General features: G+C 65.1%; 24 protein-coding genes. 15 read left to right on the forward strand and 9 right to left on the reverse strand.

All coding sequences use genetic code 11. The features are described from left to right. Nucleotides 1-2,468 (reverse strand): CLIPPER-2 domain-containing protein (locus ACFFF7_RS05960; protein ID WP_379480470.1); only part of this gene is annotated, 2,468 nt, incomplete at its 3' end. Nucleotides 2,469-2,864: 396 nt separating this feature from the next. Here ACFFF7_RS05960 and ACFFF7_RS05965 point away from each other — a divergent pair. Then, nucleotides 2,865-4,193, forward strand: a complete 1,329-nt coding sequence (locus ACFFF7_RS05965; protein WP_379480471.1) for a TolC family protein — start codon at nt 2,865-2,867, stop codon at nt 4,191-4,193. Between the two features lie 8 nt (nt 4,194-4,201). After that, nucleotides 4,202-5,131, forward strand: coding sequence for a cell wall hydrolase (locus ACFFF7_RS05970; RefSeq protein ID WP_379480472.1), 930 nt, complete (start codon nt 4,202-4,204; stop codon nt 5,129-5,131). Between the two features lie 15 nt (nt 5,132-5,146). Here the strand turns inward: ACFFF7_RS05970 and hemA are convergent, their stop codons facing one another. The 3 genes from hemA to murI form a co-directional block, all read right to left on the reverse strand. After that, nucleotides 5,147-6,361, reverse strand: a complete 1,215-nt coding sequence (hemA, locus tag ACFFF7_RS05975; RefSeq protein WP_379480473.1) for a 5-aminolevulinate synthase — start codon at nt 6,359-6,361, stop codon at nt 5,147-5,149. Nucleotides 6,362-6,451: 90 nt separating this feature from the next. Further along, nucleotides 6,452-7,375 carry an MBL fold metallo-hydrolase gene (locus tag ACFFF7_RS05980; RefSeq protein ID WP_379480474.1) on the reverse strand — a complete coding sequence of 308 codons (924 nt, stop codon included), beginning with the start codon at nt 7,373-7,375 and terminating at the stop codon, nt 6,452-6,454. Continuing rightward, on the reverse strand, nt 7,372-8,169 hold the full coding sequence (gene murI / locus ACFFF7_RS05985) for a glutamate racemase (protein WP_379480475.1): 798 nt from the start codon (nt 8,167-8,169) through the stop codon (nt 7,372-7,374). The genes ACFFF7_RS05980 and murI overlap by 4 nt, the downstream gene beginning before the upstream one ends. A gap of 82 nt (nt 8,170-8,251) precedes the next feature. On the opposite strand from murI, the gene plsY reads away from it, so the two are divergent. The 5 genes from plsY to ACFFF7_RS06010 all read left to right on the forward strand — a co-directional run bounded on the left by plsY (nt 8,252) and on the right by ACFFF7_RS06010 (nt 13,099). Then, complete coding sequence (gene plsY, locus ACFFF7_RS05990; protein ID WP_379480476.1) at nt 8,252-8,833, forward strand: glycerol-3-phosphate 1-O-acyltransferase PlsY; 582 nt, start codon at nt 8,252-8,254, stop codon at nt 8,831-8,833. 4 nt (nt 8,834-8,837) lie between these two features. Next, complete coding sequence (gene dprA, locus ACFFF7_RS05995) at nt 8,838-9,926, forward strand: DNA-processing protein DprA (protein WP_379480477.1); 1,089 nt, start codon at nt 8,838-8,840, stop codon at nt 9,924-9,926. Between the two features lie 22 nt (nt 9,927-9,948). Continuing rightward, nucleotides 9,949-10,296, forward strand: a complete 348-nt coding sequence (locus ACFFF7_RS06000) for a hypothetical protein (RefSeq protein ID WP_379480478.1) — start codon at nt 9,949-9,951, stop codon at nt 10,294-10,296. Between the two features lie 68 nt (nt 10,297-10,364). After that, a complete protein-coding gene (gene topA, locus ACFFF7_RS06005) occupies nt 10,365-12,920 on the forward strand; it encodes a type I DNA topoisomerase (protein WP_379480479.1) in 2,556 nt (851 codons plus the stop codon). After that, nucleotides 12,920-13,099 carry a hypothetical protein gene (locus ACFFF7_RS06010; protein ID WP_379480480.1) on the forward strand — a complete coding sequence of 60 codons (180 nt, stop codon included), beginning with the start codon at nt 12,920-12,922 and terminating at the stop codon, nt 13,097-13,099. Before topA ends, ACFFF7_RS06010 begins: the two co-directional genes overlap by 1 nt. Before the next feature lies 1 nt (nt 13,100). Here the strand turns inward: ACFFF7_RS06010 and era are convergent, their stop codons facing one another. From era to lepB, 3 genes are read right to left on the reverse strand one after another with little or no spacing between them, the layout of a single operon-like run. Further along, nucleotides 13,101-14,009 carry a GTPase Era gene (era, locus tag ACFFF7_RS06015; protein WP_379480481.1) on the reverse strand — a complete coding sequence of 303 codons (909 nt, stop codon included), beginning with the start codon at nt 14,007-14,009 and terminating at the stop codon, nt 13,101-13,103. After that, on the reverse strand, nt 14,006-14,674 hold the full coding sequence (gene rnc / locus ACFFF7_RS06020; RefSeq protein ID WP_379480926.1) for a ribonuclease III: 669 nt from the start codon (nt 14,672-14,674) through the stop codon (nt 14,006-14,008). The genes era and rnc overlap by 4 nt, the downstream gene beginning before the upstream one ends. A 5-nt stretch (nt 14,675-14,679) precedes the next feature. Further along, nucleotides 14,680-15,486 (reverse strand): signal peptidase I, encoded by an 807-nt coding sequence (gene lepB, locus ACFFF7_RS06025; protein ID WP_379480927.1) that lies wholly within the window; start codon nt 15,484-15,486, stop codon nt 14,680-14,682. 226 nt (nt 15,487-15,712) lie between these two features. On the opposite strand from lepB, the gene pgi reads away from it, so the two are divergent. Continuing rightward, nucleotides 15,713-17,227 carry a glucose-6-phosphate isomerase gene (gene pgi, locus ACFFF7_RS06030; RefSeq protein ID WP_379480482.1) on the forward strand — a complete coding sequence of 505 codons (1,515 nt, stop codon included), beginning with the start codon at nt 15,713-15,715 and terminating at the stop codon, nt 17,225-17,227. Nucleotides 17,228-17,230: 3 nt separating this feature from the next. On the opposite strand, the gene ACFFF7_RS06035 is transcribed toward pgi, so the two are convergent. Continuing rightward, on the reverse strand, nt 17,231-17,611 hold the full coding sequence (locus ACFFF7_RS06035) for a hypothetical protein (protein WP_379480483.1): 381 nt from the start codon (nt 17,609-17,611) through the stop codon (nt 17,231-17,233). A 146-nt stretch (nt 17,612-17,757) separates the two neighbouring features. Here ACFFF7_RS06035 and gorA point away from each other — a divergent pair, with 146 nt between their 5' ends. The 3 genes from gorA to ACFFF7_RS06050 are packed head-to-tail and all read left to right on the forward strand — an operon-like array spanning nt 17,758 to nt 20,927. Continuing rightward, nucleotides 17,758-19,107, forward strand: a complete 1,350-nt coding sequence (gene gorA, locus ACFFF7_RS06040) for a glutathione-disulfide reductase (RefSeq protein ID WP_379480484.1) — start codon at nt 17,758-17,760, stop codon at nt 19,105-19,107. A gap of 57 nt (nt 19,108-19,164) precedes the next feature. Beyond that, nucleotides 19,165-19,887, forward strand: a complete 723-nt coding sequence (locus tag ACFFF7_RS06045) for an SDR family oxidoreductase (RefSeq protein ID WP_379480485.1) — start codon at nt 19,165-19,167, stop codon at nt 19,885-19,887. A gap of 14 nt (nt 19,888-19,901) precedes the next feature. Beyond that, nucleotides 19,902-20,927, forward strand: coding sequence for an NAD-dependent epimerase/dehydratase family protein (locus tag ACFFF7_RS06050; protein ID WP_379480486.1), 1,026 nt, complete (start codon nt 19,902-19,904; stop codon nt 20,925-20,927). Between the two features lie 170 nt (nt 20,928-21,097). Here ACFFF7_RS06050 and ACFFF7_RS06055 read toward each other — a convergent pair whose 3' ends face one another. Beyond that, nucleotides 21,098-22,498, reverse strand: coding sequence for a helix-turn-helix domain-containing protein (locus tag ACFFF7_RS06055; RefSeq protein WP_379480487.1), 1,401 nt, complete (start codon nt 22,496-22,498; stop codon nt 21,098-21,100). Between the two features lie 110 nt (nt 22,499-22,608). On the opposite strand from ACFFF7_RS06055, the gene ACFFF7_RS06060 reads away from it, so the two are divergent. The 4 genes from ACFFF7_RS06060 to ACFFF7_RS06075 all read left to right on the forward strand — a co-directional run bounded on the left by ACFFF7_RS06060 (nt 22,609) and on the right by ACFFF7_RS06075 (nt 26,315). Further along, nucleotides 22,609-24,141 carry an acyl-CoA carboxylase subunit beta gene (locus tag ACFFF7_RS06060; RefSeq protein ID WP_379480488.1) on the forward strand — a complete coding sequence of 511 codons (1,533 nt, stop codon included), beginning with the start codon at nt 22,609-22,611 and terminating at the stop codon, nt 24,139-24,141. Between the two features lie 292 nt (nt 24,142-24,433). Further along, nucleotides 24,434-24,886, forward strand: a complete 453-nt coding sequence (mce, locus tag ACFFF7_RS06065; RefSeq protein WP_379480489.1) for a methylmalonyl-CoA epimerase — start codon at nt 24,434-24,436, stop codon at nt 24,884-24,886. A gap of 29 nt (nt 24,887-24,915) precedes the next feature. Beyond that, nucleotides 24,916-25,704 (forward strand): enoyl-CoA hydratase-related protein, encoded by a 789-nt coding sequence (locus ACFFF7_RS06070; protein ID WP_379480490.1) that lies wholly within the window; start codon nt 24,916-24,918, stop codon nt 25,702-25,704. Continuing rightward, nucleotides 25,704-26,315, forward strand: coding sequence for a glutathione S-transferase family protein (locus ACFFF7_RS06075; protein ID WP_379480491.1), 612 nt, complete (start codon nt 25,704-25,706; stop codon nt 26,313-26,315). The genes ACFFF7_RS06070 and ACFFF7_RS06075 overlap by 1 nt, the downstream gene beginning before the upstream one ends. Nucleotide 26,316 lies beyond the last annotated feature (1 nt).

The following is a 26,316-nucleotide window of genomic DNA, read 5'->3' on the forward strand; positions in this document are numbered from 1 at the left end:
GTGATCCCGGTCAGGCTGATGTTGCCGGTGTTCTGGACGGTGATCGCGTAGTTGATCTTGTCGCCCGCGCTGTCGGCACCGCCAAGGCCACCCGCACCCACGCCGCCGGTGATCGAGGTGACGTCCTTCAGGATATTGAGCGCCGGGGTGCAGGCAACATCGGTGGTAATGGAATCGCTGTGCGTGATCACTGTGCCGGTCGAAGAAACGAAGGTGGCGCTTACCGAATTGGTGATCTGCTCATCGGTTGCGCAGATGGCGTCGAGTTCGGTCTGATTGACCTCTTCGGTCCAGGTCCAGGTCCAGGTTTCGCCGACATCAAGCTTGTTGTTGTCGGCAATGCTTTCGAGGAAGTCCGACGCGCCAACAGGGATACCCTGCGCTTCAAGCTGGTCGACGATCGACTGCAGCGTCAACGTCTGGTTGCCGGTGTTGGTGATGACGATCCGGTAGTTGATCCGGTCTCCGGCGCTGTCGATCTGCCCCGTCGCGCCCCAGTCGGCGCCGTCGACGATCGAATCGATGGTCTTATCGATGGTGAAGGCCGGATCGAGCGTGATCGGCGCGACCGCGCTGGCCGAGGCCGGACCTGTCTGGTTAGAGGTGGCAGTCGCAGTGTTCTCGATCGAGCCGGACTGGAAGTTGTTCGCTTCGACCGTGCCGTTCGAATCGAGATCGGCCTGGGTCAGGGTATAGGCTTCTGCGATCGGGGCGCTTGATGCACCAGGCGCAAGCGTGCCGACGACGTACGTGTTGCCGGTCAGCGGATCTGTCACACGGACGTTGGTCAGGGTGACGTTGCCGTTGTTGGTTACCACGATGGTATAGTTGGCAATATCGCCAGCGTGATCGCCCAGCGAATCGCCATCGCCGCCCGACCAGCTGTTGAAGACCTTGGTGATCGCGATCGAGGCATTCGCGACTATCGGGGCCGCAGCAGCGTCTGTCGCCGTGACCGGGGTGGCCGAGCCGATCGGCGTGGCGGTTACGGTTGCGGAATTGTCCTTGTCGTTGTCGCCGCCGCCGCGGGTATCAAGATCGCCCTGCGTCGCGGTCTGGGTCGCGGTGTAATACCACGTCTCACCAACATCGAGGATGCCGTCGTGGTCGAGGTCACCCTGGTTGAAACCGCCGACGATCACGGCAACCGCGCCGGCATCGGCCAGCGTGTCGGTGACGTTGACGTTGTTCAGAGCGACTTCGCCGTCGTTGGTCACCGCAATGGTGTAGTTGGCGATATCGCCGACGCCATTGATAACGGTCGTGCCGCCCAACACGTCGGGGCCGTCGGTGACGTTGACGAAGACCTTGTCGATGGCGATGTGCGGGGTCAGCGCGTGATTGCCGACCAGCACGGTGTAGATGCCGGGCGCGCCGACGACCACGGTCTGGTCACCATCGTTAAGCGGATCGGTGCTCTGCGACCAGGTGCCCGCATTGGGCGGGAGCAGGGCGGTCCAGGCGCCATCGGTCCAGCCGGTGCCGCGGTCGGCGCTCGATAGCACTTCGCGCACGGTATAGCTGCTGTTGGGCAGCAGGCTGTAGAAGGTGAAACTGCCGTCGGGCGCGGTCAGTGTGTACTGCTCGCCCGAGTCCAGCTTGTTGTTGGCGTTCTGATCGATGTAGACGGTGAAGCCGCCAAGCCCTTCGTCGCCGTTGTCGCGGACCCCGTCATTGTCGTGATCGTTGAACTTGATCCCGGTGATCTTGGCGGCGTTGATCGTGTTCCATTCAGCAAAACCGGCATCATCGGGCGGGGTCGGACCGAACTGCGAGAAAAGGGTGACGAAATCGGTCGGCGCCGCGCCGGCAAACATCGCGACCGGGAAGTAGAAGGCATAGTCCAGCTTGCCCTGGCCGGCGCCGTCATCGCGCAGGATCAGATAGGTGCCGGTGGCGCGCATATTGAAGCGCAGGACGAAGTCGGTTGCCGCATCGGCGGCATTGTTGGCAAAGGCCAGCGAAGTATCGGGGTTGTTCGCGTCGAAATGATAGTCGGGCAGCGTCGCATAGGCGTGCGAGGTGTAGATCTGCAGTTGTTCCAGCGAAACCTGGCTGTTGGTGTTTTCGTTGATATCGAGATTGATCTGGTAGTAGGCCTCGGCTGTGCCGTCTCCGTCCAGGTCGCGGTAAACGATCGGAATGTCACCAAGGCGCAAGGAATCGGTATTGGGATTCGAAATGTCGAGTCCCGCGTCAGAGATATCCTTGTTGGCGTAATCGATGTCGGTGTTGAAACCGCGCAGCGTTGAATCGCCGTTCATATTGAGGAACGGATTGAACAACCCGGTACCGGTTGCGCCGATGAACTGGCTTTCGTCGACACTGTAGTGCTTTAGGTAGAACGGCATGTTCAGGAATGCAGCAGTGTACCACCCCGCGTCGCTGGCATTGTAATCGTCCGCCAAGGGATCAGCAGGATTGCCCAACGTGGTGTCAAAATTGATGACATTGATCGGGGTGGCCATCGTACATCCTTTCCAGCACAAAGCCCTGTCGCGGATGCAGTCGGCACGACCGCTCCGGAGAAGCTTTCAATTTCGATTTGCGGAATTTTCCGCCCTTGCATTTCATGCCGACTCGGCAGGTGCAGGACGACCCTTGTTGGTTAAAGGACTAACACGATTCGGAAACCGGTCAATACAGGATTACCAGCATATTCCACGGTTTGCTGCGCACCCGGCGATGCGTGTCATAGTTAACCAACCAGCGGGCGAGGCTGTCATGACTCGCTTGGCGCGAATCGCTTTTGGCTGGTAGGCAGGTGTGAAAACAACCGTTCCTTCGGATCGGCCAGGGCAATATTATGTCCATGTGCGAAACGGTTGAATGATCGACACCGGGATTCGAGAGGAACCTCCACGATGACCCCATCGGGCCGATTTGTCCGCGCAGCCGTCCTTCTGGCCGGAACCGCATGCAGCGCGGCAGCCATTGCCGAGCCATTATCGCTGCAGCAGGCAGCGGCGATTGCCCTGTCGCGCAGTCCCGAATTGGGACAGGCCGAGGCCCGGGTGATGCAGGGCGAGGCGGCGAAATCGCAAGCCAAGCGCGACTGGCTGCCCAAGCTGACCGCCGAAGCCAATATCGGCGTTCGCCGCCTGGAAAACTCTGCGCGGAACAGCCTGGGCCTGTCGGCAGTGAACGAAAAGCCGCTCTACGTCGGGATTTCGCTCGACCAGCCGATCTACGACATGGGCCGTCGGCAGAACACGATCGCGGCGCAGTCGGCGCGGGTCAAATCGCTGAAGGAAGACCGCGAGCAAACCGCCGAGCAAGCGGCTTTCCAGGTCGCACGCGCCTATGTCATCGTGCTGCTTTATGGGGAGCTGCTGAACAACGCCAAGGAGAACATGGCGTTTCACGACAAGCTGGCCGCCGACATGCGCGAAGGCGTGGCGCAGGGCGCGATGAGCGTGTCCGAACGCCAGCAAGCCGACGAGCGCCGCCAGCTGGCCCGGGTCCGTCTGGCCGATGCCGAAAAGGATGCGGGCACCGCGCGGAACCTGTTCCTCTCGCTGGTCGGACGCGAGCCGACCGAACTGGTCGAACCGCCCAGCGCCGCCGCCGCGATCGCGCCGACTTTGGACGAGGCGATTGCCAATGCCGATCGGCTCGATCCCAAGGTGCGCAGCGCCAGGCACGACGTCGAAACGACCCAGGCGATGGTCCGCCGCGCCAAGGCTGACGGGCTGCCCAGCGTCGATGCGCAGGGCAGCGCACGGACCGGCAACGACTTCGACGGATTTCGCGGCAAGACCAACGACTATTCGGCGATGGTGTCGATGCGTTGGCGCTTTTTCGATGGCGGCGTCACCGCGGCGCGCGTGCGCGAAGCCATGGGCAAGAGCTATGAAGCGGCGGAAGCCCTGATCCAGGCGCAGCGCGACAGCGAACGCGGGGTGCGCGATGACTGGGAGCAGCTCGGCACCTGGCGGACCAAGGCAAGCGAGCAGGAACTGCACGCGCAGATCGCCAAGGACGTGGTCTATTCGTACCGTGCGCAATTCGGCATCGGGCGGCGCTCGTTGCTCGACGTGCTCGACGCGCAAAGTGCAGCCTTTGCCGCTTCGGGAGAGCGCGCTTCGTCCAAGGCCAGCGTAGTGCTTTCGGAATATGCGCTGCTGGCCCGCGAGAACCGCTTGCGCGAGTTCCTCGGCGTTACGGAAAGGCGGACCTACGGGCCGGAGTGATTGCAGGCTTGAAGCAGCGAAGTGTGGCAGTGCTGGGCCTCGGTTTGGCAATGATCGCTGCGCTTGTCGCGATGGCGATGTTGATCCGCCCCGACCGGGGTTCAGGTGTCGCCCAGCCTCCTTCCGCCGCGCCGGTACCCATTGCGACTGGCGAACTGATCGCAGTGACTGCCGACAACCGGTCGATTATTTCCGAAGCCGATGCGGCGCGCCGGGCCAATGCCGCACTTGCAGTCGTCCCTCGCGCGCTTGAGGCTGCTGCGCCTTTTGCCGCTGCGTCCGATCCGGTCATTCGGGACAAAGCCGCGCAGTGTCTGGCTGAGGCAATGTATTACGAGGCCGCCTTTGAGGGCGAGCAGGGCCGCCGCGCGGTAGCGCAGGTCGTGCTCAACCGGGTGCGGCATCCGGCGTTTCCGCACAGTGTCTGCGACGTCGTCTACCAGCGCACTGACGTGACCTGCCAGTTCACTTTCGCATGTGATGGCGCGCGCAGTCGGCCGCCGCTGCCGAAGCTTTGGGAACGCACGCTGCGCGAAGCGCGCGATGCGCTGGCGGGGCGGGTCGACAAGGCCGTGGGCATGGCGACGCATTATCATGCCGATTACGTTTATCCCGTCTGGGCACCACGCCTGGAAAAAGTCGCCGTGGTCGGTCAGCACCTGTTCTATCGATGGCCGCAGGGATGGGGCCGGCGGGAAGTCTTTACCGCACGCTATAGCGGGACCGAACCGGGGGAATTGGTCGCTCCGCCACCACTTTCGACCGATCCGGCCAGCGACGCGGCACCTGATAGTGCGCTGCCTGACGGCGAAGTTGCGCCGCGCCGGACCGTCAATGACGCCGGCTATCTCGATCCCGGCAAGGGTTGGAAGCCTAGCATCTCGGTCATGGAAAGCGAAGCGGCGGGACAAGCCAGCTCACCGCCGCCGCATCCGTGATCACGATTCGCTTGCTCAGGCGGCGAGCGCGAGGTCCATGCGCTGCCAGATTTCGGTCAGTGCGCTGGTCAGTTCGGTCATCATCGCCGGGGTGTGGGCCGGACCCGGCGTGAAGCGCAGGCGTTCGGTGCCGCGCGGCACGGTCGGGTAATTGATCGGCTGAACATAGACGCCGTACTCGGCCAGCAGGATGTCGCTGATCTTCTTGGCCTTGACCGGATCGCCGACCATCAGCGGGACGATATGCGTCGTCGAATCCATCACCGGCAAGCCGGCGCTGCGGAAGGCCTGCTTGAGGAAGGCGGCATTGGCCTGCTGCGCCTCGCGCTCGACGCTCGAGGCCTTGAGATGGCGGACCGAGGCCAGCACGCCGGCGACCAGCACCGGCGACAGGCTGGTGGTGAAGATGAACCCGGGGGCATAGCTGCGGATCACGTCGATGATCCGGGTGTCGGCGGCGATATAGCCGCCCATCACGCCAAAGGCCTTGCCCAGCGTGCCTTCAATGATGTCGATGCGGTGCGCCGCCTCGTCGCGGTCGGTGATCCCGCCGCCGCGCGGGCCGTACATGCCCACCGCGTGGACCTCGTCGATATAGGTCAGCGCGTTGTACTTCTCGGCCAGGTCGCAGATCGCGTGGATCGGGGCGACATCGCCTTCCATCGAATAGACGCTTTCGAAGGCGATCAGCTTGGGCGCGGCCGGGTCTTCGGCGGCCAGCAGTTCCTCAAGATGTTCCAGATCGTTGTGGCGGAACACGCGCTTCTCGCAGCCGGCATTGCGGATCCCGGCGATCATGCTGGCGTGGTTCAGTTCGTCGGAGAAGATCACGCAGCCCGGCAGGATCCGCGCCAGGGTCGACAGCGTCGCATCGTTCGAGACATAGCCCGAAGTGAACAGCAGCGCCCCGTCCTTGCCGTGCAGGTCGGCCAGTTCGGCTTCAAGATCGACGTGATAGTGCGTGTTGCCGCCGATGTTGCGGGTGCCGCCCGAACCGGCGCCGACATCGTTCAGCGCCTCTTCCATCGCCGCGATCACCTTGGGGTGCTGGCCCATCGCCAGGTAATCGTTCGAACACCACACGGTGATGTCCTTGGGCCCGTTGTGCCCGGCAAAGCAGCGCGCGTTGGGATAGGCACCCTTGTTGCGCAGGATGTCGATGAAGACGCGGTAGCGCCCCTCGGCATGGAGACGCTCGATCGCCTGATCGAAGATGTGTTCGTAATTCACGCGGGTCTTGCCCTCCGTTGCGCCGACATCCGGAGTCGAAACGCAGAATCTGGCGCCCCATACGCCAAGCCTTGCGCGGAAACTAGGTGATTAATGCGTTGGCGCCTTGATCTGTGACAAATTGAAGCCGTTGCGGATGCCGGTGGGCCGGTCCACGGCAAGAATAGCGCCGGTGTCATGGCCGGGGACGACAACCAGGCCGGGATCGGCAGCGGCAAGCGCGCGGATCGTCTTGAGCCAGGCATAGACTTCGCGGCGATCCTCGGGTGCAATGACCGATCCGGCCAGCTGGGACCTGGCGCGCAGCTCGCGCCAGCTGACGTCCATCGTCGCAATATCGCCGGTGAACAGGTATTCGCGCCCGCTGGCCAAACGGACGAAGTACATTTGCGATCCGGGGGTGTGACTGGGTGCGGGGATCACCACAACGCCGGGGGCAATGGCATAGGGCTGGCCGGTAACCGTCTTCTCTGCACCGGCCACCGGGACGTGCAGCTGGTTACCCACCTCGATTTTCTGTGGCCCGTTCAGCGCCGCCTTGGTGAATGAATCCCGGCCGGCCCAGGCGATCAGGCCGCCGATATGGTCGGGATGTTCGTGCGTTATGAGGATCAGTCCGGCCTGGTTCATTGCCTGGTCGACCTTGTCCTGGCGTTCGGCAAGTCGGGCTTCCAGGCCCATCGCATCGGCATCCTGGCGGGTAATGCCGCTGTCGATCACGATCGCTCGTCCACCAGGAACCGGCAGACGGAACGCCATGATCCCGATCAGCCGGCGCTTGAGGCCACTGCCTGCGGCCAGCAGATTGCCCGGCAAGCGGCGCCAGCCGATCAGCTCCATTTCCACGCTTGCCGGATGCGGGCCGGGCAGGCTGTCGGCCAGTTGCCGCAGCTGGGCGATCGACACGGGCTTGGCCTGCGCATCGCCAGGTCGGTTGTCCAGCAGCAGCCAGTAATAGGGCACTGCGAACAGCAGCAGCACGATTGCGATGGTCCAGTTGAGCCGCCGGGTCATTGCAGCACCTCCATGCGGTCAAGGCCGTAACGTGCCAGGGCTGGTTGCAGCGCGGGAAGGGTGGGGTCGTCCCTGGTAAACAGCGCGAGATCCGGTCCGTGGCGCGCAAAATCCTGACCTTGCGTCAAATGAACGATGCGCCGTGCGATCCCGGCGGCACCGTCGACAAACTGCACCCCAGGGCCAAATCCGGCGGTCAGCTCATCAAGCAGCAGGGGAAAGTGCGTACAGGCCAGCACCACCGTATCGATCTGTGCACCGCCCGGCTGATTGCGCAGCCCGGCAACGGCCCGAGAGATGATCGCCGGATCGACCGGTGCGCCTCGCAGCTTGGCTTCTGCGGCGCCGACCAGCTCGCTGGCGGCAAAGCGCAGCAGGGACTTGCCGGCGGCGAATTCTGCTTCCAGCCGGTCGACATAGCCCTGCCGCACCGTTGCCGCCGTGCCGAGCAGGCCGATGACGCCGCTGCGGGTTTGCTCTGCGGCCGGTTTGATCGCCGGGACCGTGCCGACGATCGGCACCGCCAGCACGTCGCGGACCATGGCCAGCGCGATGGTCGAGGCGGTGTTGCAGGCGATGCAGATCAGCCGGGGGCGAAACCGCTCGCTCATCCGCCCCAGCAGGCCGCAGACCCGCGCCGCAATCTCCGCCTCGCTCTTGGTGCCATAGGGCAGGCCGCCGTTGTCGGCAGCATAGATGACCGGTGCCTGGGGCAGGGCTTTGCGCACCTCGCCCAGCACCGACAGCCCGCCGACGCCGGAATCGAACAGCAGCAACGGCGCAGCAGCATCCATTTCCGTGGCAATCCCCCTATCGACCCTTGTCGGCGTGGCCGCCTTGTAGCTACGACGCAGCGGTAAAGGGAAGGGACCCGCGATGGATTCTGTTTACGCGTTGGCGCTTGGCTACCTGCTGGGATCGATCCCTTTCGGCCTGATCCTGACCCGACTGTTCGGTGCGGGCGATCTGCGCAGCATCGGATCGGGCAGTATCGGTGCCACCAATGTGCTGCGCACCGGACGCAAGGGGCTGGCTGCGGCCACCCTGTTGCTTGATGCCGGCAAGGGAGCACTGGCGGTGTGGATTGCTGCGCAGTGCTGGCCGCACGCCGCGCCGCTTGCCGCGTTCGGGGCAATCGTCGGGCACTGTTTTCCGGTCTGGCTCGGCTTCAAGGGCGGCAAGGGCGTGGCCACCGCGCTGGGCATCGCGCTGGCGCTGGCGTGGCCGGTCGCGCTGGCCTGCGCCGGCGTGTGGCTCGCTGTCGTCGCCGTGTCCCGGATTTCCTCGCTCGGCGGGATGACTGCGGCGCTGGCCGGGCCACTTGCAGCCTGGGCACTTTGCCGCGGCGAATTGATTGTCCCGCTGGCCGGGATCGCGCTGGTGGTGCTGTGGCGGCACCGCGCCAACATCGCCCGCCTGCGCGCCGGAAGCGAACCCAGGATCGGCCAGAAAGGCTGAGCCCGTGCTGTCGCAGGACGAAGCCTTTGCCCGCATCCGCCTGCTGCGTTCGCCCAACGTCGGGCCGGTGTGCTATCGCCAGTTGCTGCGCCGCTTCGGCAATGCCCAGGCTGCGCTGGAAGCCTTGCCCGATCTCGCCTGGCGCGGGGGCGGCGGCTACCGCGTGGCACCGGAGGGCCGGATTGCCGATGAAGTTGCCGCCGTGCGCAAATCCGGGGCCAAATATCTGTTCCATGATGCGACGGACTATCCCCAGCTGCTAGGTGAACTCGACAGCGCCCCGCCGATCCTGACCTTTCGCGGCGATGCGGGGCTGGCGGCGCGGCCCTGTGTCGCGATCGTCGGCGCACGCAATGCGTCGGCAGCCGCGGTAAAGCTGGCGCGGCAGTTTGCCGGCGATCTGGCCGAAGCCGGTTACGTCGTCGTTTCAGGACTGGCCCGCGGCATCGACGGCGCCGCGCATCAGGCTTCGCTCTCTGGCGGGACGATCGGCGTGATCGCCAGCGGGATCGACATTGCCTATCCTCCCGAACACACCGAACTGCAGGAAGCCGTCGCAAGCCAGGGCCTGTTGCTGGCCGAACAGCCTCCGGGGACCGAACCGCTGGCGCGCCACTTTCCCTCGCGCAACCGCATCATCGCCGGTCTAAGCGCGGGAACTGTGGTGGTCGAGGCGGCCCCGAAATCCGGATCGCTGATTACTGCGCGGCTGGCGGGGGAGGCGGGGCGCGAGGTGATGGCGGTGCCCGGTTCCCCGCTCGAGCCGCGTTCGCAGGGATGCAATCTGTTGATTCGCGAGGGGGCGGTGCTGGTCCAGTCCGCCGCCGACGTGATCGAACTGCTCAGCAGTTTCGATGGCACGCCGCGATCGCATTTCCGTGAGGATGCGAGTGATTTCGCCGGGCTGCCCGACGACCTTGGGAGCAGTCCGGCCGACATTGCCGGCCTGCTTACGGTAGCGCCGGTGGCCATCGACGAACTGATCCGCCAGAGTGGAGAGAGTGCGGCCGCGGTGCAGCTTGCGCTGCTTGAGCTGGAGCTGTCGGGGCGGCTGCAACGCCACGCTGCTGGCCGGGTCAGTCTGGCATCGTAACACTGGGGCACGGAGAACGAGAATGAGCAGCTTTCCTTCCCGCATGTTCCGCTGGGCGGCGATCTATGGCGTGATCGTGCTGCTGCCGCTCTATTTCACCCCGCTGCCGCCGCAGGGTGGTGAGGTGTTCCTCGGCTTCGTCGGCCTGGCGCTGGTTTTCCAGACGTTGTTCTGGATTATCGGCAGCGATCCGCAGCGCTATCGTGCGCTGATGCTGCCCGCAGTGGCCGAAAAGGTCGTGTTCGGCGGCCCCTGCCTGGCGCTGTTTGCCCAAGGATATCCGGTGAACAGGCCGGTTGCCGCCTTTGCCGTGGTCGATTTGCTGTTGGGGCTGGGGTTCTATCTTGCCTGGCGGCGGACTGCCCCTTGACGGGCCTCTAGCGAAGCTCTCACCCTCGCGCGTGTACACATACGCGTAGAAGGCCGTCACAAACCATCATGCAACTTGTCATCGTTGAATCCCCCGCCAAGGCCAAAACCATCGAGAAGTACCTGGGCAAGGACTACAAGGTCCTCGCCAGCTTCGGCCACGTCCGCGACCTGCCGCCGAAGGACGGCTCGGTCCGCCCGGACGAGGACTTCGCGATGGACTGGGAGCTCTATGGTGACAAGGCGCGCCAGGTGAAGGCGATCACCGACGCCGCCAAGACCGCCGACCGCCTGATCCTTGCCACCGACCCCGACCGCGAGGGCGAGGCGATTTCGTGGCACGTGCGCGAGCTGCTGGCCAAGAAGAAGGCGCTGCCCAAGGAGGTTGAGCGGGTCACCTTCAACGCGATCACCAAGGATGTGATCCTGGCGGCGATGAAGGCCCCGCGTGAGCTCGACCAGGATCTGATCGACGCCTATCTGGCCCGCCGTGCGCTGGATTACCTGTTCGGCTTCACCCTTTCGCCGGTGCTGTGGCGCAAGCTGCCCGGAGCCAAAAGCGCGGGTCGCGTCCAGTCGGTGGCGCTGCGTTTGATTGTCGAGCGTGAGCGCGAGATCGAGGCGTTCCGTCCCCAGGAATACTGGTCGGTCATCGCGCGGATGGAGCACCTCGGCACGCAGTTCCCGGCGCGGCTGGTCAAGTTCGACGGGCAGAAGCTGGATAAGCTGACACTGGGCGATGCCGGCAGCGCTGAACGCGCCAAGGCCGCCGTTGAAGGCGCGACGTTTCGGGTCGAGGAAGTCGATACCCGCCCGACCCGGCGCAATCCCTATCCGCCGTTCACAACTTCGACCTTGCAGATGGAGGCCGCGCGCAAGCTGGGTTTTTCCGCCAGCCACACCATGCGCGTGGCGCAGAACCTCTATGAGGCGGGTGCAATCACCTATATGCGCACCGACGGGGTGCAGATGGATTCCAGCGCCATTTCTGCGGCGCGACTTGCGATCAGTGATCGCTATAGCAATGGCCACTATCTGCCTGAAAAGCCGCGCATCTACGAATCCAAGGCCAAGAACGCGCAAGAGGCGCACGAAGCGATCCGGCCGACCGACTTTGCCAAGGACAAGTACGGCAGCGGCGACGAAGGCCGGCTCTACGAGCTGATCTGGAAGCGCGCGATCGCCAGCCAGATGGCCAGCGCCAATATCGAGCGCACCACCGTCACCCTGCGCGACGGCACCGGCAAGCACGAGCTGCGCGCCACCGGCCAGGTGATCAAGTTCCCCGGCTTCCTGGCGGTCTACGACGAGACGCTCGATGCCAAACCGGGCGATGACGAGGACGAGAGCGCCATGCTCCCGGTGCTCAACAACGGCGACCAGCCGGCCAGACAGGGCGTCGACGCGACCCAGCACTTCACCCAGCCGCCGCCGCGCTATTCCGAAGCCACGCTGGTCAAGCGTCTCGAAGAGCTCGGCATCGGCCGCCCCTCGACCTATGCCGCGACGATCCAGGTGATCAAGGACCGCGCCTATGTCCGCACCGAGAAGAACCGCTTCTTCGCCGAGGAATCGGGCCGCCTGCTGACCGCTTTTCTCGAACGCTTCTTCCCGCGTTATGTCGCCTATGACTTCACCGCCGGGATGGAGGACGAGCTTGACGACGTGTCGGGCGGGCGCGAGGCGTGGAAGGACCTGCTCGCCAAGTTCTGGAAGGATTTCAAGCCCAAGAGCGACGAAGTCATGGAGCGCAAGCCCTCCGAAGTGACCGAGGCGCTCGACGAATTCCTCTCCGACTACCTGTTTCCGCCAACTGCTGACGGCACCGATCCGCGCCGCTGCCCGCTGTGCGAAGCCGAGGGGCGAACAGGGGGACGGCTCGCGCTGCGCGGTGGCCGCTACGGCGCCTTCGTCGCCTGCGCCAACTATCCGGAATGCAAGTACACCCGCAAATTCGCCCAGCCCGGCGGCAATGGCGACGCGGGCGAGGACGGCGAGATCGGCAAGCATCCCGAGACCGGCGAGCCGATCACCCGCAAGGTCGGCCGTTTCGGCCCCTACATCGAGATGGGCAGCGGCAAGGAAGCGGCGCGCAGCTCGATCCCCAAGGACATTGGCGAGCTTGACCTCGACTGGGCGGTAAAACTGCTCAGCCTGCCGCGCACCATCGGCACGCACCCCGAGACCGGCGAGCCGATCACCGCCAGTCTTGGTCGCTATGGGCCCTATCTGGCCCACAACGGCAAATACGCCAAGCTGCGCGGCACCGCCGAGATCTTCGAGACCGGGATGAACAGTGCCGTGGCCAAGCTGGCCGAGGCGGCCAGTGGCGGGGGCAGGGGTGCGCGCACCGCGGCCGAACCGCTCAAGACCTTCGGCGCGCATCCCGAAAGCGGCGGGGCGATCAAGCTGATGGCCGGACGCTATGGCCCCTACGTCACCGACGGCACCACCAACGCCACCCTGCCGCGCGACAAGAAGCCCGAAGACCTGACCGAGGAAGAAGCGGTGGTCCTGATCACCGAACGCGCCGCCAAGGGCCCGGCCAAGGGCAAGAAGAAGGCTGCCCCGAAGAAGAAGGCCGCGGCGAAGAAGGCCCCGGCGAAGAAGAAGGCGGCAAGCTGATGGCCGAGCAATTCACCAAGCACAAACAGCCTTGGAAGGCCGACGAGGTCGCCAAGCTGCGCACCCTGGCGGGCAAGGGCAAGGGCCTCAAGGAAATCGCCAAGGCACTCAGCCGCAGCGAGGAATCGACCAAGGAGCGGGCGAAGATCGACGGGATCGGGATCGCGAAGCTGCGTTAAGTTACTTCACCCACTCCAGCCCCAGTTCCTCATAGATCTCCTTGTCCTCGCTCCACTTCTCGTCGACCTTGACGTGAAGGAACAGGTGGACCTTGACCCCGAGCAGCTCGGTAAGTTCCTTGCGCGCCGCCTCGCCGATCGCTTTCAGTTTTGAGCCGCCCTTGCCCAGAACGATGCCCTTCTGGCTGTCGCGGGCGATGACGATCTGCTGGTGGATCTCGACCGAGCCGTCCTTGCGGCTGGTGTAGCTTTCGGGGCGGACCGCGCTGTCATAGGGCAGTTCGTCGTGGAGCTGGCGATAGAGCTGCTCGCGGGTAATTTCGCAGGCAAGCAGGCGCTCACTGGCGTCGGAAACCTGGTCCTCGGGATAGTGCCACGGGCCTTCGGGCATCAGCGCCGCGAGCCGCGCCTTCAGTTCTGGCACCCCGTCGCCGGTCAGCGCGGAGATGAAGAACACCTCGTCGAACTGGCCTTCTCCCGCCAGCGCTTGCGCTGCGACCAGCATCGGCTCCTTGGCGGTCTCGTCGACCTTGTTGAGCACCAGGATCTTGCGCTCGGGCCGGTCCTTGAGGCTGGCGAGGATCGGATCGAGATAGGCCAGCTTCTTCTTGCGCCCATCGACCACCAGCAGGATCGCATCGGCCTCGGCCGCGCCGTCCCACACCGCGTGGACCATCGCCCGGTCGAGCCGGCGCTTGGGCTCGAACAGGCCGGGGGTATCGGCGAGGATGATCTGCGCCGGGCCTTCCAGCGCGATGCCCATCAGCCGGGCGCGGGTGGTCTGGGCCTTGGCGCTGACGATCGCCACCTTCTGCCCGACCAGCGCGTTGACCAGGGTGCTCTTGCCCGCATTGGGCGCGCCTATGACAGCGACGAGGCCGCAGTGGGGGGTGGGGCTGGGCTGGGTCATCCAAACCTCTTCATAAACGCTTCTGCCGCCGCCGTCTCGGCCTCGCGCATCGAGGTGCCGGTGGCTTCGGCCTCGCCGACGCCCTTGATCTCGACCGCGACGGTGAACCGTGCCGCGTGGTCCGGGCCGCTGCGTTCGACCAGGCGGTATTCGGGGCCGCGGCGGCGGTTGCCCGCAGCCCATTCCTGCAGTGCCGACTTGGGATGCTTGGCCTGGCCTGCCTTGCCGCCGACCGCGTCGGCCCAGATGCGGCGGATCATGTCGCGGGTCGCGTCGAAGCCGTGGGTGACGAAGCTGGCACCGATCAGCGCCTCCATGACGTCGCCCAGGATATTGTCGCTGTCCTTGCCGCCGTCATCGCGGGCCTGCTTGCCCAGCCGCATATGTTCACCCAGGCCGATCGCGCGGGCGACATCGGCGCAGGTCGCGCGGCTGACCAGGGCATTGAGGCGCTGCGACAGGCGGCCTTCGTCGGCGTCTTCCAGCGCATAGAGCCATTCGGCGATGACCATGCCGAGGACCCGGTCGCCCAGGAATTCAAGTCGCTGGTAATCGCGCGCCGCACCGGTACTGCCGTGAGTCAGGGCTTCGAGCCAGAGCGCTTCGTCAGTGGGCGCGCGGCCGGCCAGACCGGTCAGGAAGGCGTGGGTGTCGCTCCCCAGCACCGGCGCTAGAACCCGCCGCCGATGCGGTTCCAGCGCGCCGCGCTGAACCAGGTCCACGGCTTGATCCAATCTGCGCTGCCATCGGTCGAGAACATCATCACCGTGGCGCGGCCGATCAGATTGTCCTGGGGGACCGGGCCGCCCAAGCCGCCGCGATCGAACGAAACCCGGCTGTCGGCGGAATTGTCGCGGTTGTCGCCCATCAGGAAGACGGTTCCCTCGGGCACCATGACCGGATCGGTATCGTCATTGTCGCGCGGGCCGAAGTCGAGAACGGCGTAGCTTTTGCCGCCGGGCAGGGTTTCGCGGTATTGCGGATAGCGGCACACATCGGTGCCATCGGCACGCTTGGCCGCGAATTCGGTCGAATAGCAGCGGGTGTTGGGCGATACCGGCACTTCGAAGTCGGCAATTCGGACCTTGGGCACGGCCTGGCCGTTAAGCCACAGAACGCCGCCCTGCATCTGCACGGTATCACCGGGCAGCCCGATCACGCGCTTGATCCAGTCATCCTTGTTTTCCGGCGGGGCCTTGAACACCACCACGTCACCGCGTTGCGGCTGGTGGGCAAAGATCCGGCTTTCGGGCAGCAGCGGCACGCCAAACGGCAGGCTCTTGCGCGAATAGCCATAGGGCCACTTGGCCAGCAGCAGGTAATCGCTGACGAGCAGGCGCGGCAGCATTGATTCGCTGGGAATGTAGAACGGCGCCATGAAAAAGCTGCGGAACAGCGCGACGAAGACGATCAGCTTGATCAGAAAGACGCCGAAGCTGTCTTCCTTCTTGGCGGGTTTGGTCGGTGTTTCCGGCATCTGGGCAGGGCTGTCGGGCGCGGCGGTGGCGCCTGGCACGACGGTGGGCGTTTCGGTCATGGCGCTGTCCATGTTGGTGCTGGGGCTTCGCGTCAAGGCCTAAGGTGTATTATATGAATACCGCACTAACGACAATCGGCACGTCAGTGCATACGTTTCCCGCCTTGGCGCGGCGCGGCCGACCGGCCATAGCAGCGATCGGATTCGCCCCGGCAAGGAGTACGACATGACCGACGCAACCAATGCTGCCTGGGCTTCGCTGGCCGCGCTCGACAAGCCGAGCCTCAATACGCTGTTCGCGGCGGGCGACCGGCTGGCGGACTATTCGACCCAGCTGAACCTGCCCGGCGGCACGATCCGCTTCGACTGGTCCAAGACCCATCTCGACGGTGCCCACGTCGCGGGGTTCACGGCCTTGGCCGAGGCCGCCGGCTTCGCGCCGCGCCGCGCCGCGATGTTCGCTGGCGAGCATATCAACGTGACCGAGGACCGCGCGGTCGAACACACCGCCCTGCGCGGGGTCGGCCGCGAGACCAGCGTCGAGGAGGCCCACGCACTGCACCTGCGGATGAAGAGCCTGGTCGAGGCGATCCATGCCGGCGCGCTGGGCGAGGTGAGGCACCTGATCCACATCGGCATCGGCGGTTCGGCGCTTGGTCCCAACCTGGCGGTCGATGCGCTGGCCCGCGACGAGCCGCTGGTCGACGTCCATGTCGTCTCGAATATCGATGGCTGCGCACTGGAAGCGGCGTTCAAGGCCTGCGATCCAGCGACCACGCTGGTCGCGGTTGCGTCCAAGACCTTCACCACTACCGAAACCATGACCAACGCCCATTCGGCGCTCGACTGGCTCGGCCAGAACGGCGTTGCCGATCCTTATGGCCGGGTAATCGCGCTGACCGCTTATCCCGACAAGGCGGTCGAATGGGGCGTCGACGAGACCCGCGTGCTGCCTTTCGCCGAGTCGGTCGGCGGACGCTATTCGCTGTGGTCCTCGATCGGCTTTCCGATCGCCCTGGCGGTGGGATGGGACGACTTTGCCGCGTTCCTTGACGGTGCGGCGGCGATTGACCGGCATTTCGAAAGCGCCGAGGGCATGGCCAACCTGCCGCTGCGCGCCGCCTTTGCCGATCTCTATTACACGCAGCTGCGCGGAACCCAGACCCGGGCCTGCTTCGCTTATGACGAGCGGTTGCGGCTGCTGCCGAGCTATCTCCAGCAGCTCGAGATGGAATCGAACGGCAAGTCGGTGACGCTGGACGGTCAGCCGGTCGGGCGCCCGACCGCACCGATCACCTGGGGCGGTGTGGGGACCGATGCCCAGCACGCGGTGTTCCAGCTGCTCCACCAGGGCACCAACCTAGTCCCGGTCGATTTCATCGCCGCGATCATTCCGGGGGACAGCCTGTCGCCCGACCATCACCGCAACCTGCTGGCCAACTGCTTTGCGCAAGGCGCGGCGCTGATGGCGGGCAAGGCCAGCAAGGACGGCGCGCGCGCCTATCCCGGCGACCGGCCCTCGGCGACGATGCTATGCGAGGACCTCAACGCGGCCACACTGGGCGCGCTGATCGCGTTTCATGAACATCGCACCTTCTGCAACGGGGTCCTGCTGGGGATCAATTCGTTCGACCAGTTCGGGGTCGAGCTGGGCAAGGAAATCGCCAAGTCGATTGTTGCCGGCAGTGCCAGCTTCGATCCCAGCACCGAAGCCCTGCTGGCCGAGGCGGGGATCAAGTAGGCGTTAGCGCCGGGTCCGCGCGGCAAAGAACGGCAGGCAGGCATAGGCCATCTGACCAGCAAGGCCGATCTTGCCTTCCGGCTGCGCGAAGCTGGCGAACCAATCGGCAGGGCTCTGCCCGAAGCCGACAGCGCCAAGCACGAACTCGGCAATCATCAACAACACGAAAGCGCGCACGCCCATGGCGATGGCAGGAGCTCCTGCAGCGACGTGATGGCGTGCGACCAGGTGCCTTGCCCAAAGCCAGCTAGCGCTCAGCATGATCGGCAGTTCACAGGTCACGGCCAGCGGTGCACCCAACAAGGGCGTCAGCCACAGCGTGCGGATCACGCCGAGCGCAAATCCCAACGCGAATATTCCGGCCCAGTAACGCAATGCAGCCATGGCCAAAGGATGGTCGCCAAGGCGCATAATCGCAATCACAAACGGCCCGGATACCCGCGGGTAGGTCGAGTGGTGCACGGGTGGTCAAAACTGGGTTGGCAAATACGTCGCCGCCGCCCCATATCGCGCGGCAACAGGAGCAGCACATGGCAGACTACGACTACGACCTCTTCGTGATCGGCGCGGGTTCAGGCGGGGTGCGGGCGAGCCGCATCGCGGCCTCGCATGGCGCGCGGGTGGCGGTGGCCGAGGAGTTCCGCATCGGCGGGACCTGCGTGATCCGCGGCTGCGTGCCCAAGAAGCTGCTGGTCTATGGCTCGCACTTTGCCGAGGAACTGCAGGACGCCGCGCATTACGGCTGGTCGGTCGAAGGCATGACGTTCGACTGGAACGTGCTGCGCGATACCGTGCTGCGCGATGTCGACCGGCTGGAAGCGGCCTATACGACTACGCTGGACAACAACAAGGTCGACCACTTCCACGAGCGCGCCACGGTGACCGGGCCGCATTCGGTCAAGCTTGCCTCGGGCCGGGAAATCACCGCGCAGTACATCCTGATCGCCGTCGGAGCCTGGCCAGTAATGCCCGACTTTCCGGGCAACGAGCACTGCATCACTTCGAACGAGGTGTTCCACCTGTCCAGTTTGCCCAAGCGGGTGATCGTCCAGGGCGCGGGCTATATCGCGATGGAGTTTGCCGGGATCTTCAATGCGCTGGGCTGCCATGTGACCGTCGTCAACCGCAGCGAGACCATGCTGCGCGGCTATGACGCCGCGCTGCGCGACCGCTTGCTGCAGATCACCATGGCGCGCGGGATCGAATACAAGTTCAACTGCCCGATCAAACTGGTCGAGAAGCAGGTTGACGGCAGCCTGATGGTCAGCGTTGGCGATCAGGATCCGATCCCGGCCGACGTCCTGCTGATCGCCACCGGGCGCCGCCCGAAGACCGACGGCCTCGGGCTGGAAAGCGCCGGGATCACACTCGGTCAGGGCGGCGAGATTCCGGTCGACGAATACAGCAAGACCGCCTGCGCTAGCATCTATGCCGTGGGCGACGTGACCGACCGGGTCCAGCTCACCCCGATCGCGATCCGCGAGGGCCATGCCGTGGCCGATACGCTGTTCGGTGGGACCCTGCGCAAGACCCATTACGACGCCGTGCCCAGCGCGGTCTTCTCGCAGCCGCCGCTCGCCTCGGTCGGCTTGACCGAAGCCCAGGCGCGCGAAATGTTTGCCGGCAACGTCAAGATCTTCACTGCCGACTTCCGCCCGATGAAGAACGTCTTTGCCAGCCGGCACGAGCGCGGGCTCTACAAGCTGGTGGTCGACGCGGCGAGCGACCGGGTGCTGGGGGTCCACATGATCGGCCCGGATTCGCCCGAAATCCTCCAGGCCGTGGCGATTGCCGTGCGCGCCGGACTGACCAAGGCGGAGTTCGACGATACCATCGCGCTGCATCCCTCGATGGCGGAAGAGCTGGTCTTGATGCGCTAGGTTGCAATTCGCAACCAATCGGCTAGATACGTCGCAACAACTATAGGGGAGCATGCGATGAACCTGGCTGGCAAGACCGCACTCGTGACCGGCGGGACCGACGGGATCGGCGCGCAGCTGATCCGGCAATTGCGCGGCAAGGGCGTCACGGTGATCACCCAAGGGCGCAATCCCGAACGCTGCGCCGCCACCCGTGCCGACGGGTTCGAAGTGATCGAAGCCGATCTCTCGACCCGCACCGGGGTGGCCAGCGTTGTCGCCGCCACGGCGGGCCGTCCGATCGATATCCTGGTCAACAACGCCGCGGCGGGCGTCGATCACGACTTTCGTGAAGCAGCGCCCGATGCCGATGCTGCCGACCTGGCGATCTTCCTCAACCTCGATGCCCCGATCCACCTGATTACCGCGTTGATGCCCACGCTCAAGTCGCGCCCCGAAGCGATGATCGTCAACGTCACCTCGGGCCTGGCTATTGCTCCGCGTGCCGGCGGCCCGGTCTATTGCGCGACCAAGGCGGGCCTCAGAAGCTATACCCAGGCGCTGCGCGAACAGCTCAAGGGCACCAGGATCCATGTGCTCGAAGCCCTGCCGCCTGTCGTCGAGACCAAGATGACCGCGGGCCGGGACAGCAAGAAAATGCCGCCGCAGGAATGCGCCCGCCAGTTCGTCGTTGCGATGGAGCGGAACGCGAATGAAGCCAACGTCGGCATGGTCAAGCTGCTGCAAGTGGTCCATTCGATCTCGCCCGCGCTGGCGCGGCGGATCATGATCAGGTTCTGACGGGGAGAGACGCGATGACAGGCACCGTATTCGTATCGGGCGGCAGCGGCTATATTGCCGGGGAAACGATCCGCCAATTGCTGGCGCGGGGCTGGGCGGTACACACCTCGGTGCGCAGCCTGTCGCGCGAGGCCGAGCTGCGCGCGCAGCTGGGCGGCACGGCCGAGAGCCTGAAATTCTTCGCCGCCGACCTGACCAGCGATCATGGCTGGGCCGAAGCGATGGCCGGCTGCGACGCGGTTTGCCACATGGCCTCACCGTTCCCCTCGGCGGTGCCGAAGGATGAGAACGAGCTGATCGTCCCGGCGCGCGAAGGTGCGTTGCGCGCGCTGCGCTTTGCCCACGCTGCCGGGATCCGGCGCTTTGTCATGACCAGCTCGGCCGCCGCGATCGCCTATGGCCACCCCCCGGGCAAGAGCCAGTACGACGAGAGCGACTGGACCAATATCGATGCCCCCGGCGTGCAACCCTATATCAAGTCGAAGACCATCGCCGAGCGCGCCGCGCGCGATTGGGTTGCTGCCAATGCGCCCGAAATGGATTACTGCGCGGTCTGTCCGGTTGCCGTGCTGGGCCCGGTTGCCAGCGGCGATTTTGCCGCCTCGATCGAGATCGTCGAGCGGCTGCTCAACGGTTCGATTCCGGCGATTCCCAACGTGGGCTTCAGCGTGGTCGATGTCCGCGACATTGCCGATCTGCATATCCGCGCGCTCGAGGCCCCGGCCGCCACGATCCACGGCGAACGCTTCATCGGTTCGTCCGGGCCGTTCCAGAAATTCGCCGACGTGGCCCGGGTCCTGCGTGACAACCTGGGCCCCCAGGCGCGCAAGGTGCCCAGCCGCAACATGCCCAACTGGGGCGTGCGGCTGCTGGCCATGGTGATGCCGCCGGCGCGGCAACTGCTGGGCGAACTGGGCCGGGTCCGGGCGACCAGTTCGGCGCACGCGCAGGCGGTGCTCGGCTGGAGCCCGCGTCCGCCCGAGGAGAGCATCCTCGACTGCGCGCGCAGCCTGATCGAAAAGGGCGTGGTCAAGGTCTGACGCCAAACGATCCTCTCCATTTTTGGCGAATGCCACAAATGGGGAGGTGGATCGCCGAAGGCGAGACGGAGGGGTTTTGCAGGCTGGCGTCGATACCCCTCCGTCACGCCCTGTGGGCGCGCCACCTCCCCATTTGCGATACGCGAAAATGGAGAGGATCTATATGTGTTCTACCCCACCCGGTACGGCACCACGCCGCGCTGGTCGGGATCGACGGTGATCGTCCGGTCGCTGGGCGGGAAGGCGCGCTGGTCGCAGTCGGGGCGGGGGCAGATGCGGCAGGATATGCCGATCCGCGCCGCCGCGCGCGGGCTGCCCAGGTCGAGCCCGTCAGCATAGACGAATTCGCCGGCGTGGTCCGCCTCGCAGCCCAGCGCGACGGCATAGCGGCGCGGGCTCCGGTCATAGCTGCCGCTGGGCTTGACCAGCCCCTTGGCCATCGAAACATAGCGCACCCCGTCGGGGGTTTCGGCCAGTTGGACCAGGATCCGGTCGGGGATCGCCACCGCCTCGTGCACGATCCACAGCGGACAAGCCCCGCCGAAGCGGGCGAATTGCAGCCGCGTGGCCGAATGGCGCTTGGTGATGTTGCCGGCCATGTCGACCCGGCAGAAGAAGAACGGCACCCCCTTGGCATCGCCCCGCTGCAGGGTCGAAAGGCGGTGGCAGGTCTGCTCGAAGCTGGTGCCGAACTGCTGCGAGAGGCGGTCGATATCGTGCCGCACCGCACGCGCGGCATCGCGAAAGCGGCGATAGGGCATCAGCAGCGCGCCCGCGGCATAGTTGCACAGCCCGACGAAGAGCAGCTGGCGGCTGGCCGGTGCGCGCAGCCCGGCGTTCTCGATTACCGCGGCGATCTCGTCCTTCAGCGCCAGCGCGGCGAGCTGGTGGGCCAGCTGGAAGCGGCGGCTTTCGGTCGGCTGGCCGGGATCGATCGTCAGGTGGCCCATTTCCGCGTCATAGCTGCGCAGGCCCGCTTGCCCTGAGTAGATCAGTGAGATCGACAGGGCATCCTTCAGGTAACTCTCGATCGCCGCAGTATCGGGCGAAAGACCACCAAGCCGCCTGGCCAGCGCCTCGGCCGCGCGGTCGAGGCTGTCGACGTAATTGTTCTCCAGATGGAACCAGTCGCGCACATCCTCCCACGGCAGGCGCGCGGTTCCGGTGCTTTCGCTTGCCAGCGCCTCGTCGACCATGGCCAGCCGCTGCCCGCCGCGGCGATAGGCCTCATGCAGCGCGATGAAGCGTTCGGCCAGCAGCGGCTGCTGCTCGGCAAAGCGGGCGAGCTGCCCGGCATCGAGCGGCTCGGGGAACAGCGGATCGGCATTGGCCTCGCGCAGCGCCGCCAGCCGCGTCTCGGCATCACCGGCCCCGATCTCGCGCCAGTCGAGCGGGAAAGCGCGGCTCAGCCGGTCGAGCAGGGCCGGGGTCAGTGGGCGATCGTCGTTCTCAAGCTGCGAGAGGTACGAGGTGCTGATCGCCAACGCGGCGGCGAGTTCCGCCTGCTTGAGTCGGCGTTCGGTGCGAATGGCGCGAAGCTGGGCTCCGGCAAACAGGCGGCGCTGGGACATGGCTGCATCCTACTTTGCAAACTATCACTTCGCAACTTCGCAAGTTCACATTGGACATTGCCCGCGGCGCGGAGCAGATCGCAGGCTTGGGCAATTGGGATAGGGTTGGAATGTCCGCAAACATCGCCGAAATGGAAAAACGCCGCACCGCCGCACGGATGGGCGGGGGGCAGAAGCGCACCGATGCGCAGCACGCCAAGGGCAAGCTGACCGCGCGCGAGCGGCTGCTGATCCTGCTCGATGAAGGCAGCTTCGAAGAAGTCGACATGTATGTCGAACACAACTGCGTCGATTTCGGCATGGCGGCGCAGACCATCCCCGGCGACGGAGTGGTAACCGGCAGCGGCACGATCAACGGCCGGCTGGTCTATATCTATGCCCAGGATTTCACCGTCTTCGGCGGGGCCGTGTCGGAACGCCACGCGATGAAGATCTGCAAGATCATGGACGCGGCGATGAAGGTCGGCGCGCCGGTGATCGGCCTCAACGACAGCGGCGGCGCGCGCATCCAGGAAGGCGTCGCCAGCCTGGGCGGCTACACCGAGATCTTCCAGCGCAACGTGCTCGCCAGCGGCGTCGTCCCGCAGCTTTCGCTCATCATGGGGCCATGCGCGGGCGGGGCGGTTTACTCCCCGGCGATGACCGACTTCATCTTCATGGTGAAGGATTCGAGCTACATGTTCGTCACCGGTCCCGACGTGGTCAAGACCGTGACCAACGAGATCGTCACGCAAGAGGAACTGGGCGGGGCGGTGACGCACAGCACCAAGACCTCGGTCGCCGACCTTGCGCTGGAAAACGATATCGAGGCGTTGCTGACCGCGCGCGACCTGATTGATTTCCTTCCCGCCAACAACCGCGAAGGCGTGCCCGAACGGCCGACCAGCGACCCCTATGACCGGATCGAGGACAGCCTCGACACCCTGATCCCGGCCAATGCCAACCAGCCCTATGATATGCACGAAGTGGTGCGCAAGGTGCTGGACGAAGGCGATTTCTTCGAGATCCAGCCGACTCACGCCGCCAATATCATCGTCGGCTTCGGCCGGGTCGAGGGACGCACCGTGGGCGTGGTCGCCAACCAGCCGATGGTGCTGGCCGGCGTGCTCGACATCAACGCCAGCAAGAAGGCGGCGCGCTTCGTGCGGTTCTGCGATGCCTTCGAGATCCCGATCCTGACCTTCGTCGATGTCCCTGGCTTCCTGCCTGGCACCGCGCAGGAATACGGCGGGATCATCAAGCACGGCGCGAAGCTGCTGTTCGCCTATGCCGAGGCGACCGTGCCCAAGATCACCGTGATCACCCGCAAGGCCTATGGCGGGGCCTATTGCGTGATGAGCTCAAAGCACCTGCGCGGCGATCTCAACTATTCCTGGCCGACCGGCGAAATCGCCGTGATGGGCGCCAAGGGTGCGGTCGAGATCATCTTCCGCCAGGACATCGGCGATCCCGACAAGATCGCCGAACGCACGCGCGAGTACGAGGATGCCTTCGCCAACCCCTTCGTCGCGGCGAGCAAGGGCTTCATCGACGAGGTGATCCACCCGCGCAACACGCGGCGGCGGATTGCACTGGGGCTGCGGAAGCTGCGGAACAAGAGCCTCGAGAATCCGTGGAAGAAGCATGATAACATTCCGCTGTGATTGAGATTGGGATGCAACGCTTTTCACCAAGTTTGACCACCGCAAAACAGCTTCGGCTGGGATTCTTCGTAGCTGGTCTGGTTAAGCTGATCTCGGTCTATCTAGCTTCTTGGCCCACGGCGCTAATTGGCTTGGTAGTTGGAGGAGGACTTGCTGTCCGAATTAGCTCAGCAAGATGCGCGGGATGCGGAGTGAGCACCTTCTGGCATGTTGGATCGAGCGCAAACTCACTCGTTGGCATCGACTTGATCAAGTCGCCGTCAATTCGATGTGAAAAATGTGGAGCTGAACGATGAAACTAGGCCGTCTCAACCACATCGGCGTGGCAACACCCTCCATCGCCGATAGCATCGTCTTCTACCGCGACGTCATGGGTGCGACGAAGATCCATGCGCCGTTCGATCTGGAATCGCAGGGCGTAAAGGTCTGCTTCGTCGATACGCCAGGAGCCGATGGCGCGCTGAACGGCACGCAGATCGAGCTGATCGAGCCGTTGCCCGGCAACACCTCCATCGCGGGTTTCCTCGAGAAGAACCCGGCGGGCGGGCAGCATCACATGTGTTACGAAGTGCCCGACATCCACGCCGCCAAGGCCGAGTTCGAGGCCCTGGGCAAGCGCGTCTTGGGCGAACCGCGGATCGGCGCGCACGGGACGCTGATCTTCTTCGTCCACCCCAAGGACATGGGCGGCATACTCACCGAAATCATGGAAACGCCGAAGGCCGGGGAACACTGGTCGAACTGATGGCACGCAAAATCTGACTGGAGAGAGACATGGCTGAATACGAAACCATCCTGGCCGAACGTGTCGGCAATGTGCTCAAGCTGACGCTCAACCGGCCCGAGCGGCTCAACGCCGCCTCGATCCAGCTGGCCGAGGAACTGGGCGCGGCGTTCTATGACCTCGATGGTGCCCGCGCGGTGCTGATCACCGGGGCGGGCAAGGGCTTCTGCTCGGGCGCGGACCTGGCGGCACGGGGCGAGCGCAGCCCGCTGGAGCAGAAGGGCGGCAGCCACCGCGCGCTGCAGAACTTCTACAACCCGCTGGTGACGCAGATCCTGCGCTGCCCGGTGCCGGTGGTGACCGCGGTCAACGGCGCGGCGGCCGGGGTCGGCTGCTCGATCGCGCTGGCCGGCGATTTCGTACTGGCGGCGAAGAGCGCCTATTTCCTCCAGGCTTTCGTCAACATCGGGCTGGTGCCCGACGGCGGATCGACCTGGCTGCTCGCCCGCGCGATCGGCCGCGCCCGCGCCACCCGAATGATGATGCTGGGCGAGAAGATCGGCGCCGAGCAGGCCGAGGACTGGGGCCTGATCTACAAGGCGGTCGAGAACGAAGCGCTGATGGACGAGGCGATGGCGCTCGCCACCCGCCTGTCCGAAGGGCCGACCGTGTCGTACTCGACCATGAAGGCCAACATCCAGACCGCGCTCGACGGCACGCTGAGCCAGGTGCTGCTGGCTGAAGCCGAGGGCCAGCGCGTCGCCGGGGCGAGCGCCGATGCGATGGAGGGCGGCCTGTCGTTCATCCAGAAGCGCAAGCCGGCGTTCCAGGGCAAGTAATGCTGTTCTTCGACAGCCCGAACCCGGCACCCAACCCGCGCCGGGTCCGCATCTTCGCGGCGGAGAAGGGGATCGCCTTGCCTTCGCGCGAGCTTTCGATCCCGGCGCGCGAGCACAAATCGGACGAATTCGTCGCGCTCAACCCGCGCGGGCAGACCCCGGCGCTGCAGCTCGACGATGGCACGGTGATCGCCGAATCTGTGGCGATCTGCCGCTACCTTGAGGGCATGCACCCGCAGCCGCCGCTGTTCGGCCGCGATGCGCGTGAACAGGCACTGGTCGAGATGTGGAGCCGCCGGGTCGAGATGATCCTGATGCCGCCGATCGGCGCGGTCTGGGTCCACACCCACAAGTTCACCGCTGCGCTGCCCGGGCGCAATCTGGAGTGGGGCGAGAGCAACCGCCCGCGCATTCGCGACGCGATGCGCTTTTTCGATGAACAGCTGGCCGGGCGCGAATTTCTGGCGACCGGCGACTACACCGTGGCCGATATCCTGCTGCTGACCACGCTCGATTTCTCGACCTTTATCGGCATGCCCATGCCCGACGAACTTTCCACCCTGCGCGCTTGGCACGCCCGCGTCTCCGCCCGGCCCAGCGCGGCTGCTTGAG

Source organism: Novosphingobium aquiterrae (assembly GCF_042434435.1).
GTDB classification, from domain to species: domain Bacteria; phylum Pseudomonadota; class Alphaproteobacteria; order Sphingomonadales; family Sphingomonadaceae; genus Novosphingobium; species Novosphingobium aquiterrae.